Here is a 15,065-nt window from a genome sequence, read left to right as displayed (position 1 = left end):
GGCGGCTCACAGGGGCCCGAAGCGGTAGCCGAAGCCGCGCAGTGTCTGTATGTAGCGGGGGTTGCCGGGCACGTCCTCGATCTTGTTGCGCAGCCGCCGGACGCAGGCGTCGACCAGCCGGGCGTCCGCGTGGTAGCTGTGCTCCCACACGTGCTCCAGCAACTGCTGGCGGCTGAAGACCTGTTCGGGGGCGGCGGAGAGGAAGAGCAGCAGCTTCAACTCGGAGGGCGCCAGTGCCAGCCGCTGTCCGGATTTGGCGACGCCGAGCCCCGCGCGGTCGACGGCGAGGTCGCCGTGGAACTCGACGGCCGGGCGCCCCCCGGGCTCCTCGATGCGCCGCAGCACGGCCCGGATGCGGGCCTCGATCACCTCGGTGCGGGCGGGTTTGACGATGTAGTCGTCGGCCCCCGCCTCCAGCCCGACGACGACGTCGAAGTCGTCGCCGCGGGCGGTGAGCATGATGATCGGCAGCTGACTCGTCTCGCGCACCTGGCGGCAGACCTGGACGCCGGTCATGCCGGGCAGCATCAGGTCCAGCAGCAGCAGATCGGGCTGGAACTCGCCGAGGGCGGTGAGCCCGGCCTCGCCGGTCGCGGCCGTACGGACCTCGTGACCGCGGCGGCGCAGGCCCAGTTCGACACCCTCGCGCACGGAAGGGTCGTCTTCGATCAGGAGGACGCGTGGCATGAGCGGAGTATCGCAACTCATCGTGCGCCGCGCCGCAGTTTGCCGAGCAGTGCCCGCCGGGCGGCCTCGACCTCGGTGAGCCGCAGCGGGCGGGCCGCGGCCGAGAAGACCAGTACGACGACGGCGGCCCCGGCCGCCGCGGCGGCGAGCGGTCCGAGGTCCGCGGCGAGGTCCGCCGTGGTCCTGCCCAGGGCCGCGGCGGGCACCGCCGCGAGCAGCAGCCGGGCCAGCGCGCCCGCGGTCGGCGAGCGCCACGGCCCGCGACCGCCGCCCGGCGCCGCCAGCCTGCGGGCCAGCACGTGCGCGGTGACCGCCCATCCCGCGAAGAGCGCCACGGAGTACGCCCCTGCCATGCCGGTGACCGCCCAGCGCGCGGGCAGCAGCAGGTAGGCCGTGACGGACAGGCCCGCGTTGAGCCCGCAGACCACCAGGTTGAGCAGGAAGGGGGTGCGGGTGTCGCCGAGCGCGTAGAAGGTGCGCGACAGCACGTACTGCCCGGAGAAGGCGACCAGGCCGGGGGCGAAGGCCACCAGAGCGTTCGCCATGACCGCGGCGTCGGCGGCGTCGGTCCTGCCGTGCTCGAAGACCAGCGCCATCGCCGGCCCGGCGAGCGCCAGCAGCGCGCACGCGGCGGGCACCACCAGCGCCGAGCTGCTGCGCAGCGCGTACGAGACGTCGCGGCGCACCCGCGCGCGGTCGCCGTCGGCCGCCGCCGCGCTCATCCGCGGCAGCAGGGCGGTGACCAGTGAGACCGTCACGATGCCGTGCGGTACGGCCCACAGCAGATAGGCGTTGTTGTACGCGGTGAAGCCGGCGCCGCCGTCGATGCCGAGGGCCGCGGCGCGCTGTCCCGCGGAGGTGGCGAGCCGGGTCACCACCCAGTAGGCGACCTGGTTGGTGAGCACCAGAAGCACCAGCCACCCGGCGGAGCGCAGCGGCCGGGACAGCCCGCTGCCCCGCCAGTCGAACCGCGGCCGCCAGCGGAAGCGCGCCGCCCGCAGGGACGGCACCAGCGCCAGCGCCTGCACCGCTATGCCGGCCGTGGTGCCCCAGCCGAGCAGCGCGGTCTCGCCGGGGGTCAGCCCGCCGCCGGTGCCGGCCGCGGCCAGGTAGAGACCGAAGACGGCGATGACGACCAGGTTGTTGAGCACGGGCGTCCACATCATCGCGCCGAAACGGCCACGGGCGCCCAGGACTTGACCGAGCAGCGTGAACAGGCCGAGGAAGAGGATCTGCGGCAGGCAGGAGCGCGCGAAGGCCACCGTCGTCGCCGCCTGCGCCCCGGTGTAGCCGGTGTACGCGGCCACGATCGCGGGTGCGGCGAGCACGGCCGCCGTCGTGATCAGCAGCAGTGCCGCGGTGCACACGGTCAGCAGCCGGTCGGTGTAGGCGGCGCCGCCGTCCTCGTGCTCCTTGGCGGCCCGCACCAGTTCGGGTACGAACACCGCGTTGAGCGCGCCGCCCAGCAGCAGCATGTAGACGATCGTGGGCACCGAGTTGCCGACCGAGTAGCCGTCGGCGGCCAGGCCGACGCCGAGCGCCGCGGCGACGGTCGCGGACCGTACGAAGCCGGTCGCGCGGGAGACCACCGAACCCGCGGCCATGAGGGCGCCGCTGCGCAGCACCGAGCCGGTGGCGGGGGCCCCGGCCGGGGCGGCCGTCCCGTCGGCCGGCCGGGCCGCCGCGGGGGCGCTCACCGGCGTGCCAGGTAGAGCTGGAACGCCCGGTAGAGCGTGTGGTTGGCGGTGCCGTCCAGGGCCGTCTCCCATTCCCCCAGGGTCTCGACGACCTGCCCGCCGGTTCCGAGCTTCCAGCGCGTGAGGCCGAACGCCCGGTCCTCCGGGTCGAGTGTGGAGGGTACCCCGCGCATGTCGTACTCCAGTGCGCCCTGTTGGTGGGCGTCCTGGAGCATCCGCCACTGCAGGGCGTTGGAGGGGCGGACCTCGCGGCGGTGGTCCGCCGAGGCGCCGGTCTGGTACCAGGCCCTTCGGCCCACGGTGATCATGGTGTGGGCGGCGAGCACCTCTCCCTCGTGGCGGGCGAGGTAGAGCCTCATCCTGCCCGGCTGCTCCGCGTTGAGGGCCGCGTACTGGCGCTGGTAGTACTCCAGCGAGCGGCCCAGCCGGAAGCCGTCGCGCTCCTCGGTGATCCGCAGCAGACGGAAGAACTCGGGGAGGTCGGCCGCGCCGCCCACGGTCACCTCGACGCCGGACTTCCGCGCCTTGCGTATGTTGCGGCGCCACTCCTGGTTGAGCCCGGACCACAGGTCGTCGGCGCTGCGGCCGGCCAGCGGGACCCGGAGGACGTGGCGGGGCTGGGCGTCCGCGTCACCGCCGCCGTCCGGCCCCTCGCCGCCGCAGCGCCGCCAGCCGCGGGCCCGCAGCCGCTCGGCCACGACCGTGCCGAGCGGGTCGACCTCGCACGCCAGGACGTCGGACAGGCGCCGGCCGAGGCCGGTCGCGGACTTCAGCGCGGCGGCGTCCCAGCGGCGGTGGGCGGGCGAGGGGCCGATGCGCACGGCGAAGGCGCCGAGTCCGCGCAGGTGGCGCAGGAGCGGCGTCAGCCAGGCGTCGATGTCGGGGTCCGACCAGTCGGTGACCGGCCCCTCGGGCAGATAGGCGAAGGACTTCCGCGTCCCGGGGAACTGCCGCAGCAGCACCAGTGCGACGCCGCGCGGTTCACCGCGCCCGGAGCCGTCCCCGGAGCCGTCACCGGAGCCGTCCCCGACGCCCCAGCCGAGCAGCCGGGGCCGCCATCCCGGCTTCACCAGCGCCCACGACGGGCACTGGAGGAAGCTCGGGCCGAGCGCCTGACCCGTCCGGGACGCCAGGAACGAGCGGTACGTATCCGCGCTGACCGGTCCGAGCCAGGCCTGCCGGGGGCCGCAGCCCGCCGTCACGAGCAGTGCCGACACTGCGCCTCCCTGAGGTGTGGTCGAGTGGGGACACAGGAAGGCTCACAGCCCCTCGTGACCGCGCCGAGCGGCGAATGTGACCGGACCATGACCGTTTCCCACCAGCTGCCGTCATACGGCTCCCAGGCGCTCCACCAGGGCTTCTCGCGGCCTAGAGTCCCCGGGGTCCGGCCGTTTCCGGCCGTGCTCTCCCCGTCCTTCCCGGAGGTCTCCGTGTCCCGGAAACGTGTGGGCCCGATACGCCGGCCCCGCCTGCGCACCGCCGCCGTCGCGGCCGCCCTGCTGTCCGCCGTGCTCACCGCCTGCTCGGGCGCCGCCCCGGCGGCGACGCACGCCGCCGGCGACACGGAGCAGCGCGAGGAGCGGGCGGCGACCGTCACCGTCACCCCGCACGGCGGGCGGGTACGGGCCGGCGAGCCCGTCCGCGTCACCGCGAAGGGCGGCACCCTCACGGCGGTCACCGTCGCCGGGCCGCACGGCAAGGCGCTGACCGGCACCCTGTCCGCGGACCGCCGCACCTGGACCTCGGACCGCAACGTCGTGCCCGGCGCCTCGTACACCGTCGAGGCCGGGACCCGCACCCCGGGCGGCAGGACCGGCAGGAGCGAGTCGAGCTTCACCACGGCCGCGGCGCGCAAGGTCAACAAGGTGGACTGGCGGCCCGGCGACGGCACCACGGTCGGCGTCGCCCAGCCGATATCCCTCGTCTTCGACAACCCCGTGACCGACAGGGCCGCCGTGGAGCGGCAACTGAAGGTGACGACCTCCGACGGCACCGAAGGCTCCTGGGGCTGGCTGACCGACTACTCGGGCCGGGACCGGGTCGACTGGCGGCCCCGGGAGTACTGGCGGCCGGGCACCGAGGTCACCCTGGACGCCCGCCTGGACGGCACCGACTCCGGGCGGGGCGGCTGGTTCGTCCGCGACTACGAGGCCTCCTTCACCGTCGGGGCCCGGCAGGTGGTCGAGGTCGACCTCGACCGCAAGCGGCTCACCCTGCGGCGCGACGGCCGTACGGTGCGCACGGTCCCGGTCTCCGGCGGCACGCCCGGACCGGACACCGGCTCGTGGCGCGGCACGGCGGTGGTGCTGGCCAAGGAGGGCACGGTCCGGATGAACTCCGAGACCGTCGGCCTCGGCGACGCCTACGACGAGACGGTCCACGACTCGATCCGGCTCACCTGGTCCGGGATGTACGCGCACGCCGCCCCCTGGAACGCCGCGTTCTTCGGCCGGGCCAACCGCAGCCACGGCTGCGTCGGCATGAGCGACGCCGACGCGGACTGGCTGTACTCCCGGATCCGGGTCGGCGACCCCTTCGAGATCAAGGGGTCGGAGGCCAAGGGCACGGTCGCTCCGAACAACGGCTTCGGCGACTGGAACGTGAGCTGGGACCGCTGGCGGGAGAAGAGCGCGCTGCACTGACCGCCGCCCGGGGGCGCCGCGGACGGCCGGCGGTGGTTGCCTGGAAGGGGGCGGCGCCACCGCCCCGCCGAGAGGAAGGCAGCGCCATGACCGGCTCCGGCTTCACCGCACAGTCCACCGCCGCCGAGGTCGTCGGCGGCATCGACCTCACCGGCCGCCGCGCCGTCGTCACCGGCGCGGCCTCCGGCATCGGCCTGGAGACCGCCCGCGCCCTGGCCGGCGCCGGCGCCGAGGTCACCCTCGCGGTACGGGACACCGCCGCCGGCGAACGCGCGGCCGCCGGCATCGCGTCCGGCGGCGCCGGGCGGGTGCTGGTCGCTCCGCTCGACCTCGCGGACCAGCGCTCCGTGGCGGCCTTCGCCGCCGCCTGGCACGGCCCCCTGCACGTCCTCGTCAACAACGCCGGGGTCATGATGACCCCGCAGACGCGCACGCCCGAGGGCTGGGAACTGCAGTTCGCGACCAACCACCTCGGGCACTTCGCTCTCGCCACCCGCCTGCACCCGGCCCTCGCCGCCGCGGGCCGCGCCCGCGTGGTCTCCCTCAGCTCGGTCGCCCACCTGCACAGCCCGGTGCACTTCGACGACGTCCACTTCCGCGAGCGCCCCTACGACGCCGGCCTCGCGTACGCCCAGTCCAAGACCGCCAACGTCCTCTTCGCGGTGGAGGCCGGCCGGCGCTGGGCCGCCGACGGCGTGACCGTCAACGCCGTCCACCCCGGGGCGGTGCTGGGCACGAACCTGTCCCGGCACCTCACCCGCGAGGCGCTGGACGCCGCCGCGTCCGGTGGCCGCACCTTCAAGACCCCGCAACAGGGGGCCGCCACCGTTGTGTACGTCGCCACCGCGCCCGGGCTGGAGCACGTGGCCGGACGCTACTTCGAGGACTGCGCCGAGGCCCACCGCCACCTCCCCGGGACCTCCGGCGGCGTGGCCGACCACGCGCTGGACCCGGACGCGGCCGCGCTGCTGTGGCGGATGTCGCTGGACTGCCTCGCGGCGGACGTGCGCGGCTGACCGCCACCGGCGGGGGCGGGGACGGTCAGTGCGGGAAGGTCCGCGGCGGCCGTTGGCGCGGCAGTTCGTCGCGGAACTCCTCGACGATCGAGCTGATCTGCCGGGTGAGTTGCGTCCGTTCCAGCCGGTCGAGGTAGAGGTTGCGGGCGGCCAGTCCCACCGCGTCCACGCAGAAGTACATCGCCATCAGCGGGTTGACGAACAGCTCGCTGTGCCTGGTGCGTTCCGTGAACCGCACGTCGCCGAAGTCGCCGCGCACCGCGGCCGCGACCGAGCCGTGGACGATGCTCGGGTGCTCCGGGGTCGCCTCCTGGGCGTGCGCGACCGCGTCGAGGTAGAGCCGGCCCTCGCGGCTGTCGCGCGGCAGCGAGAACGCGCCGAGGTACGCCCCGTCCCGCTCCAGGGCGGCCAGGTTCTCCAGCACCAGGGAGTGGTTCACCCCGTGGTACGCGTCGACGCCGAAACCGAGGCAGGCCACCAGGCGCTGCGGGACGCCGGTGAGCCCGCCGACCGCGGCGAGGCTCGCCATGTCCTCCTCGGGAGTGCCGAGTCCGCTCTCGTCGCCGCGCATGAGGATGTCGGTGCCGCCGTCGACCAGCACGATCGCGTCGACCCCGCCCAGGTGGCCGATCAGCGCCCGGTACGCGGCCCGCAGGGGTGCGACGCCCGTACGGCACAGCGCGTACACGGTCGAGGGCAGCCCCTGCGACTCCAGCCAGCGGGCGAGGGTCCGTTCGGGGAAGTAGTCGCCGCGGGCGGCCGTCGAGGGGCGCACGGCGGCGACGTCGTGGTCCAGCCACACGTCGGGGTCCAGGCCGTACAGGTCGGCGAAGGAGAGGTTGGCGAGGTGGACCTCCTTGCCGGCCTCGCGCAGCGCCAGGGCGATCGGCAGCCCGGCGTACACGTCGAAGCCGCCGCCGGCCCCGGCGACGAGGATCCGCCGCGCGTCGCGCAGCCGGGTGAACAGGGCGGGTTCGAGGAGGGAGAACACCGGGGGACGGTAACAGCGGGCGGTGCGCCGGGGCAGCGGATTTCCGCGCCCGCGGCGGGCGTTCGCCCGGTCCCTGTGGGGTGTCGGTGACGCGGCCTAGACTCGGCCGGATGGTGACGGAGACGGATATCGCACTCGCCGACGGGCGGACGCTGCACGTGTACGACACCGGGCCGGGCGGCAGGGAGGACGGTGCCGGAACGGCCGTCCTGTGGCACCACGGCACGCCCAACATCGGCACGCCACCGGAGCCGCTCTTCGCCGCCGCCGCCGAGCGCGGCATCCGCTGGGTGGGCTACGACCGCCCCGGGTACGGCGGTTCGACGCCCCGTCCGGGCCGGGACATCGCCTCGGCGGCCGGGGACGCGGCGGCCGTGGCCGACGCGCTGGGCATCGGCCGCTTCGCGGTCATGGGCCACTCGGGCGGCGGCCCGCACGCGCTGGCCTGCGCCGCCCTGCTGCCGGACCGGGTCCTGGCGGTGGTCTGCGGGGCCGGCCTGGCGCCGTTCGGCGCGGAGGGGCTCGACTGGTTCGCCGGGATGGGGCCCTCCGGCGCGGCGGAGCTCGGTGCCGCGGTCCGGGGGCGGGCGGCGCTCGAAGCGCGGCTGGCCTCCGACGACTTCGACCCCGAGCTCTTCACCCCCGAGGACCACGCCGCGCTGGCGGGCGCGTGGGCGTGGCTCGGCGACGTCGCGGGCAAGGCGCTCGAGGGCGGTCCGGGCGGCATGGTCGACGACGACCTCGCCTATGTGGCGCCGTGGGGCTTCGACCCGGCCGGCGTGACCGCGCCCGTCCTGGTCCTGCACGGCGAGGCGGACCGCATCGTGCCCGCCGCGCACGGTGCGTGGCTGTCCCGGCGGTGCCCGGACGCGGAGCTGTGGTCGCGTCCCGGCGCCGGGCACATCTCGGTCCTCGCCTCGGCGACGGACGCGCTGGACTGGCTCGCCCGGCGGGCCGCCGGGCGGGGCTGAGCGCGCGCCGGCTTCGTCCACAGGCTGTGGACGACGCCGGGCGAGGCGGGGGAGGGCGGGGCGCGGGCGGCGACGGCGACGGCGACCGGCACGTCGTTCGTCGCGTCGCCGCGACGAGCGCGCGCCAGTTCCCCGAGCGCGGCTTGCCGGTGGAATACGTGACGGCCCGGCGGGCCCGGTTCGGCCGCCGCGGAAATCCCGTGTGCTTCCCCGGCTCGCAAGGGAGTTGACCGCGCCAGGACAACCATCTGCCGTATTCGGATGTCTGAACGGTTGCCCCGGGCCGGCCGCGGGGTGGACCCAAACCCACACAGGCGACGACCGGGCGCACCGCGGGGGGCGGCGCCCCGGGCGTGGACGGAGGACCCGTACGACCGTGGACAGGCACGACGGCAGCGACATCGACCCCGCGGACCAGTGGGTCCTCGACCCCGAGACCGGTGACTACCGGCTGCGGCTGGACTCCGACGCCCCTCCGGCCCCCACGGTGCCCCGGCAGGGCGGCCGGCGTGCGCGCCGCGAGGAGCGGCGGCCCGTCCCGGAACAGGGCCGCCGCCGCGCCGGGGCCCCCGCGTCCCGCAAGGCGAAGCGTTCCATGAAGCGGAAGGTCCTGATGTGGACCGCGGGCACGCTCGGGTTCGTGCTGCTCGCGGGCAGCACCGGTGCCTGGCTCCTGTACCGGCATCTCGACGGCAACATCGCCACCGTCGACGTCGGCACGGCGGGCAGCAGGCAGGTGACCAGCAAGGACGCGGTGAACATCCTGGTCATCGGCACCGACAGCCGCAAGGGCCTGGGCGTGAAGTACGGGGACGCCGGCAGTGTCGGCCACGCCGACACCACGATCCTCTTCCACGTGGCCAAGGACCGGTCGAACGCGACCGCCATGAGCATCCCGCGCGACATGGTCACCGGCATACCGGACTGCCCGACCAAGCAGAAGGACGGCTCCACCAAGACGATCCCCGCCACACCGCAGGGGCGGTTCAGCCCGCGCTTCAACGAGAGCCTCGGCCAGGAGGGCCGCGACCCGGGCTGCACCATGCGGACCGTCACGAAGATCACGGGAATCCCCGTCGACCACTTCGTCCTGGTCAACTTCGAGGCCGTGAAGACGCTGTCCACGGCGGTCGGCGGGGTGCCGATCTGCCTCACCCACCCCATCAAGGACACGACCCCCGAGGGCGAGGGCTCCCATCTGGACCTGCCCAGCGGACCGAACAAGGTCCAGGGCGAGCAGGCCCTGGCCTTCGTCAGGACCCGCCACTCCCTGAAGAACGGCAGCGACCTGGACCGGATCGACCTGCAGAAGCAGTTCCTCGGCTCGATGATCCGGCAGATGAAGTCCGGTGACACCCTCACCGACCCCACGAAGCTCTTCAAGCTGGCGAACGCGGCCACCAAGTCGCTCACGGTCGACACCGGCATCGGCGGCGTCGCCAAGCTCACCGATCTCGCCAAGGACCTGAGCCGGGTCGATCCCGAGCACATCACCTTCACGACGCTCCCGGTCAAGGACAACCCGGCCGAGGGGACGAAGCACGCGACGGTCGTCGTCGACGACACGAGGGCGCCCGCGCTCTTCAAGGCCATAAAGAACGACGTCTCGCTGACCAAGGCGAAGAAGAAGCCCGCCGCCACCGACACCAAGCTCCGCGGTCCCAAGGCGGATCCGTCGCAGGTCCGGGTCCTCATCCACAACGGCGGCGGCACGCGGGGCGCGGCGCAGGACACCCTGGAGTGGCTGCAGAACACCAAGGGCGTCGCTCATTCGACCAACGGCGGCAACGCCCCCGGTGGGAAGCAGGACCGCACGACCCTGGAGTACGCGCCCGACCAGGCCGACCAGGCCAGGGCCCTGGCCGCGATGATGGGACTGCCCGCCACCGCCCTCCACCCCGGTGCGGCCGACGCCGAACCCGGCGCGGACATGACTCTCACCCTCGGCGGCGACTACCGGGGCGCAGGGACCCCGCTCGCCGACCCGGACCGCCTGCCGGACGACATCCCGCAGTCGCGCGCCGACAAGGAGGAATGCGTCGGCTGAGTCCCGGCAGGCCGCTTCGCCGCGCCGCGCCTACGGTGGAATGGAGGAAGGGGCGCCCCGCGCGCCCGAGATCGCGACCGCAAGGAGCGCGGCATGTCCCGCAGCGACAACATCTCCGTCCTGGAGGGCTTCGGAACAGCGGTGAACGGCGGCCATCTCGACGAACTCGGCGCATTCGTCGCGGCCGGATCGGTGGACCACGACCCCGCCCCGGGCCAGGGGCCCGGGCCGGAGGGCTACGAGGAGATGTTCGGCGAGATGCGGCGGGCGTTCCCCGATCTGCACGTCGAGGTCGAGCACGTCATGGCCACCGACGACGAGATCGCCTTCGCGTACACCATCACCGGCACGCACCTCGGTGAACTGATGGGCCACGCCCCGACAGGGCGCACCGTCAGCTACCGGGGCATGCAGATCAGCCGGTTCGCCGACGGGAAGATGGTCGAGCGCTGGGGGAGCAGCGACCAGCTCGGCATGCTGCGCCAGCTCGGCCTCACCCCCTGACCGACGCGTCTCGGTCCCGGGCCGCCGGCGGCAGGCGGAGTTCGAACAGCGCCCCGCCCGCCGGGGCCGCGCCGACGGGCCGGGTCACGGGGGCCGGCCGCTTTGCGGACGACCCTGGCGGCGGCCCCGGACGGCCGGCGAACGGTCAGAGCCGCCCGACGTCCACCACGGCCTGCGCGAACGCCGCGGGCGCCTCCTGCGGCACGTTGTGCCCGATGCCCTGCAGCGTGCGGTGCGCGTACTTCCCGGTGAACTTGGCCCGGTAGGCCGAGCCGTCGCCCGGCGGGGTGAACGGATCGGCCGCCCCGTCGAGGGTGATCGTGGGCACGGTGATGACGGGCCCGCGGGCGAGCCGCGCCTCGATGTCCGCGTGACGCGGGTCGCCCTCCGTCAGCCCCAGGCGCCAGCGGTAGTTGCCGATGACGATGGGGACGTAGTCCGGGTTGTCGAAGGCGGTCGCGGTGCGCTCGAACGTGGCGTCGTCGAACCCCCAGGTCGGGGAGTTGAACTTCCACACGAGCCGGGCCAGATCGTCCCGGTAGCGCTCCAGCCCCTTACGGCCTCGCTCCGTTGAGAAGTAGTACTGGTACCACCAGGCCCATTCCGACTTCGGCGGGAGCGGCTGCTTGTTCGCCTCGCGGTTGGTGATCAGGTAGCCGGTCACCGAGACGAGTCCCTTGACCCGCTCCGGCCACAGCGCCGCGATGATGTCCGCGGTCCGCGACCCCCAGTCGAAGCCGGCGAGGACCGCCTTCTTGATCCCCAGGGCGTCCATGAGCGCGACGATGTCCAGCGCGAACGCCGCCTGCTGGGGGTCGCGCGGTGTCGAGCGGGACAGGAAGCGCGTCGTCCCGTGGCCCCGCAGGTAGGGGACGACGACCCGGTAGCCCTTCGCCGCCAGCAGCGGGGCGACGGCGACATAGCTGTGGATGTCGTACGGCCAGCCGTGGAGCAGGATCACCGCGGGGCCGTCGGCCGGTCCGGCCTCCGCGTAGCCGACGTCCAGGACCCCGGCCTCCACCTGCTTCAGCGGGCCGAACGCCGCCGCGTCGCCGGGCCGTTCCTTGCCGGGCGCCATGGGCGGCGCCGGTTTGTTCTCGTCCGGTCCGGTCGTCGCGCACCCCGTCGCGAGCCCGGCCACTGTGGCCGCGACCGCTCCCGTGCCGACGATCGTGCCGAAGGTCCGCCTGTCGATCATCCGAGGCCTTCCGTGGGATGCGGGCGCGGGCACTGGGATAGGCCATGCCCCGTGCGGCACAGCCCGCGTCGCCGGAGCGCCGAATGTCATCCCCATGGCACAGGCCCCGGGGGACACGGTGAGGGCCGGACGGGTGAAGTCGGGGTCGCGGCGCAACCGGCGGGCGCGGCGCGGCAGTCCTGCACGGCGAGTCCGGTCGACACCGTCCGAGATCCGAGAGGAAACACCATGAACCTTCTCGATACTCCGCATCAGTCACCGGGTGGTGTCCCGCTGGGGGCCCATCTGGACGCCGTCGACGCGCGCTGGATCGAACTCCACGCCGCGCTCATCGCGGCCGGGGTGCCCCCGCTCCCGGGGGACAGCGACGCCGTGCACACCATCGCCCGGCAGCTCGACGACGCCACGGTCGGCGCCGTCGTCGCGTGGATCGACAGCGCCGCCTCCCGCTGACCGCCGTCCCGCGCGCCGCACTTTGTGACCGTCGTGTGACGGGAATTGTGGCCTCCGCCACGGCCGGGACGGGAGGGCCCTGATGGGGTCGCCGGATGCGCTCCCCCGCCCTCCTCCTCCCGGCCGTGCTCGCCGGTCCCCTGTTCCTGGCGACGGCCTGCGACGTACCGCACGGGGACGGCCGCCCCTCGTGCGCCTCCTCGGTGGTCCCGGTCGCCCCGGCGTCCGGGGCCGCCGAGGGGGACGGCGACGTCGAGATCACCGCGGTGGGCACCCGGCCCGCCCACTGCACCGGCCCCGCCCCGTTCCACGTCGCGTTCCGTGTCACCAATCACTCCGGCGAACCCCTCACGTACACCGTCACCTTCGGGCTGACGACCGGTGCGGGAGAGGCTCTGGCGAACGTGCCGCACACCGTGCCCGCTGTCCCGCCCGGCCGGACCGTGCGGGGCGAGGCCGACCTCGGCGCACCGCTCGCGCCGCGGTCCGGCGGCGAACGGGTGCGCGTCGTCAAGGTCAGGAGCGTCCCGGCGGACGAGGCGCCGGCCCCGGGAGGCCCCTGCCCGGCCTCCGGGCTGCGCCTGACCGCCGACGACGGGGACGCCGCCATGGGGCTGCGCGTGGTGGGACTCCGCCTGGAGAACTGCTCGTCCGGTGTGCGGCGCGTCGAGGGCTATCCGCTGGTCCGGCTCCTCGACGAGGAGCGGAAGCCCGTCACGGACGTCGAGGTGTTCCGCGGCAGCGGCGGCGTCGCCCTCGTGACCGGCTTCGACGACCCGCCCCGCCCGGTCACCCTGGCACCGGGCGAGAGTGCGACGGCCGGCCTGATGTGGCGCAACACCGTCACCGACGGCACGCCCGTCGACGCGCCCTACGCGAGGGTGCGGGCGACACCCGGCTCCGCTCCGGTGACGCTGACCCCGGAGTTCGACCTCGGCACCACGGGGAAGCTCGGCGTCAGCGCCTGGAAGGCCGCGCCGGCCCCGTGAACCGCTGAACTCCCCCCGTCCGCACGAAGGCTCCGGGCCGCCCGCCCGGGGCCTTTGTGCTGTCCGGGACCACGCGCTTCCCCCGCATCACGATTGTCACGGTTCTGTCCCGAGGGACACCGAGGTGGCCGCTCTGTTTGACACGGCTCGCGCCGCCCTCCCATCATCATTCCACTAATCGAGTAGCTAAAGGGTGTTGAACCTCGTGGAGTTTCGCATCGACCGGCGCAGCGGGATCGCCGCGTACCAGCAGATCGTGCAGCAGACCAAACAGGCTCTCCGGCTGGGCGTCCTGATGCCGGGGGACCGGCTGCCCACCGCCAAGGAGGTCGCCGAGAGCAGCGCCGTCAATCCGAACACCACGCTCAAGGCGTACCGCGAACTGGAACGCGAGGGTCTGGTCGAGCCGAGGCCCGGCCTCGGCACCTTCATCCGCCGCTCACTGGCCCGCCCCCAGGCGGGCGCCGACTCCCCGCTGCGGGGGGAACTGGAGGCGTGGATGGCCCGGGCCCAGGAGGCGGGCCTGGAACGGGAGGACGTGGCCGCGCTGGTCGCGGCGGTCCTGGAGGAGCGGTACGCCGGTATCCCGGCGGCAGGCGGAACACCGGAAGGTCGGGAGAAGAGGATGACCAGTGCGTGAGACCACGGACCCCATGGACATGGGGGGTCCTTTGGAGGAGTCGGCGATCGAGGCTCATGGGGTGGGGCGGAGGTACCGTCGGGGCTGGGCGCTGCGGGACTGTTCGTTCCGGTTGCCGGCGGGGCGGATCTGCGGGCTGGTGGGTCCCAACGGTGCGGGCAAGACGACGCTGATGTCGATCGCGGCGAATCTGCTGGAGCCGACGGAGGGCACCTTGACGGTGTTCGGGGCGGAGCCGCGGTCGGCGGAGGCGGGGCGCCGTACGGCGTTCCTGGCGCAGGAGAAGCCGTTGTTCAAGCGTTTCACGGTGGCCGAGACGCTGCGGCTGGGGCGTGAGCTGAACCCGGGCTGGGACCAGCGGGCCGCCGAGCAGATCGTCCGCGCGGGCAATGTGCCTCTGCACGCGAAGGTCGGCACCCTTTCGGGCGGCCAGCGCACCCGGGTGGCCTTCGCGCTGGCGTTCGGCAAGCGGCCCGACCTGTTGCTGCTCGACGAGCCGATGTCCGACCTGGACCCGCTGGTGCGCCACGAGATGATGAGCACCTTGATGGCGGAGGCCGCCGAGCACGGCACCACGGTGCTGATGTCCTCGCACATGCTCAGCGAGTTGGAGAGCGTGTGCGACTTCCTGCTGGTCATCTCCACCGGTGGCCTGCGTATGGCCGGGGACGTGGACGAGATCCGCAGTGCCCATGTGCTGCTGCAGGGCGTGAGCGGCGGTGAGGGCGTGGGGGTGCCCGCGGAGCTGGCCCGGCACACCGTCGTGGAGTACCGCACCAGTGGGCGCCAGGCCACCGCCCTGATCCGGCCGGACGGTCCGGTGAGCGGCCAGTGGCAGTCCCAGACCCCGCAGTTGGAGGAACTGTTGCTCGCCTACCTGCGCTCGCCCGAGGCGCCGCCGCTGATCAGTCCCGTGGCGCGGATACCGGGCCGCTCGTCCGGCCCGCGGGGGGCGGCGGCATGAGCAACGCGACCACGACCCCGTCCGCACCGCCCGCGCTCCCGGTCACCGGGGGTGGCAGCCGCCGCCCNCGGNTGNGCGGCATGACCTGGCTCATCTGGCGCCAGCACCGCGCCGCCTTCTGGACCATGCTGGCCCTGACCGCCCTCGCCGTGGCGTGGATGCTCTACCAGCGCGCCGGCCTGCTCGACCACCTCACCGCGAAGGGCTGGCCGCGCTCCTCCCCCGACACGTGGATGGAGGACATCACCCCGTACAGCGCCCGGCTC

The 15,065-nt window shown here is 74.1% G+C and carries 14 protein-coding genes and 1 pseudogene; 10 read left to right on the top strand and 5 right to left on the bottom strand.

Annotated features, from left to right (window positions below; all coding sequences use genetic code 11):
* Positions 1-6: 6 nt before the first annotated feature.
* Genes B085_RS0113365 through B085_RS0113355 form a run of 3 tightly spaced genes read right to left on the bottom strand, consistent with a single transcriptional unit; the run spans position 7 to position 3,601 of the window.
* Complete coding sequence (locus B085_RS0113365) at positions 7-687, bottom strand: response regulator transcription factor (RefSeq protein ID WP_018559068.1); 681 nt, start codon at positions 685-687, stop codon at positions 7-9.
* Between the two features lie 17 nt (positions 688-704).
* Positions 705-2,384: a murein biosynthesis integral membrane protein MurJ gene (murJ, locus tag B085_RS0113360; protein WP_018559067.1), complete on the bottom strand. Its 1,680-nt coding sequence runs from the start codon at positions 2,382-2,384 to the stop codon at positions 705-707.
* A complete protein-coding gene (locus B085_RS0113355; RefSeq protein WP_018559066.1) occupies positions 2,381-3,601 on the bottom strand; it encodes a lipid II:glycine glycyltransferase FemX in 1,221 nt (406 codons plus the stop codon). Before B085_RS0113355 ends, murJ begins: the two co-directional genes overlap by 4 nt.
* 228 nt (positions 3,602-3,829) lie before the next feature.
* Between B085_RS0113355 and B085_RS0113350 the strand changes: the two genes are divergently transcribed.
* Positions 3,830-5,026 carry an Ig-like domain-containing protein gene (locus B085_RS0113350; RefSeq protein WP_018559065.1) on the top strand — a complete coding sequence of 399 codons (1,197 nt, stop codon included), beginning with the start codon at positions 3,830-3,832 and terminating at the stop codon, positions 5,024-5,026.
* 86 nt (positions 5,027-5,112) lie between these two features.
* On the top strand, positions 5,113-6,042 hold the full coding sequence (locus tag B085_RS0113345) for an SDR family NAD(P)-dependent oxidoreductase (protein WP_018559064.1): 930 nt from the start codon (positions 5,113-5,115) through the stop codon (positions 6,040-6,042).
* A gap of 25 nt (positions 6,043-6,067) precedes the next feature.
* On the opposite strand, the gene B085_RS0113340 is transcribed toward B085_RS0113345, so the two are convergent.
* The gene (locus B085_RS0113340) at positions 6,068-7,033 is read right to left on the bottom strand and encodes a DUF1152 domain-containing protein (protein WP_018559063.1); all 966 of its coding nucleotides are present in this window, start codon (positions 7,031-7,033) and stop codon (positions 6,068-6,070) included.
* A 110-nt stretch (positions 7,034-7,143) separates the two neighbouring features.
* Here B085_RS0113340 and B085_RS0113335 point away from each other — a divergent pair, with 110 nt between their 5' ends.
* The 3 genes from B085_RS0113335 (at position 7,144) to B085_RS0113325 (ending at position 10,555) form a co-directional block, all read left to right on the top strand.
* Positions 7,144-8,004: an alpha/beta fold hydrolase gene (locus tag B085_RS0113335; protein ID WP_018559062.1), complete on the top strand. Its 861-nt coding sequence runs from the start codon at positions 7,144-7,146 to the stop codon at positions 8,002-8,004.
* A gap of 376 nt (positions 8,005-8,380) precedes the next feature.
* Positions 8,381-10,051 (top strand): LCP family protein, encoded by a 1,671-nt coding sequence (locus B085_RS0113330; RefSeq protein ID WP_018559061.1) that lies wholly within the window; start codon positions 8,381-8,383, stop codon positions 10,049-10,051.
* A 93-nt stretch (positions 10,052-10,144) separates the two neighbouring features.
* Entirely contained in the window at positions 10,145-10,555 is a 411-nt protein-coding gene (locus tag B085_RS0113325; RefSeq protein WP_018559060.1) for an ester cyclase, read from the top strand.
* A 145-nt stretch (positions 10,556-10,700) separates the two neighbouring features.
* On the opposite strand, the gene B085_RS0113320 is transcribed toward B085_RS0113325, so the two are convergent.
* Positions 10,701-11,753, bottom strand: coding sequence for an alpha/beta fold hydrolase (locus B085_RS0113320; protein ID WP_018559059.1), 1,053 nt, complete (start codon positions 11,751-11,753; stop codon positions 10,701-10,703).
* A 228-nt stretch (positions 11,754-11,981) separates the two neighbouring features.
* On the opposite strand from B085_RS0113320, the gene B085_RS42240 reads away from it, so the two are divergent.
* The 5 genes and pseudogenes from B085_RS42240 to B085_RS50005 all read left to right on the top strand — a co-directional run.
* Positions 11,982-12,206 (top strand): hypothetical protein, encoded by a 225-nt coding sequence (locus B085_RS42240; protein ID WP_018559058.1) that lies wholly within the window; start codon positions 11,982-11,984, stop codon positions 12,204-12,206.
* A gap of 95 nt (positions 12,207-12,301) precedes the next feature.
* Positions 12,302-13,195 (top strand): DUF4232 domain-containing protein, encoded by an 894-nt coding sequence (locus B085_RS0113310; RefSeq protein WP_018559057.1) that lies wholly within the window; start codon positions 12,302-12,304, stop codon positions 13,193-13,195.
* 196 nt (positions 13,196-13,391) lie between these two features.
* The gene (locus B085_RS0113305; RefSeq protein ID WP_106434930.1) at positions 13,392-13,835 is read left to right on the top strand and encodes a GntR family transcriptional regulator; all 444 of its coding nucleotides are present in this window, start codon (positions 13,392-13,394) and stop codon (positions 13,833-13,835) included.
* A gap of 13 nt (positions 13,836-13,848) precedes the next feature.
* Complete coding sequence (locus tag B085_RS0113300) at positions 13,849-14,799, top strand: ABC transporter ATP-binding protein (protein WP_026250998.1); 951 nt, start codon at positions 13,849-13,851, stop codon at positions 14,797-14,799.
* A gap of 80 nt (positions 14,800-14,879) precedes the next feature.
* Positions 14,880-15,065: pseudogene (locus B085_RS50005) on the top strand (ABC transporter); the annotation flags it as partial.

It is taken from the genome of Streptomyces sp. BoleA5 (genome assembly GCF_000373665.1).
Classification (GTDB): domain Bacteria; phylum Actinomycetota; class Actinomycetes; order Streptomycetales; family Streptomycetaceae; genus Actinacidiphila.
This window is presented reverse-complemented; position numbering and strand designations above follow the sequence as displayed.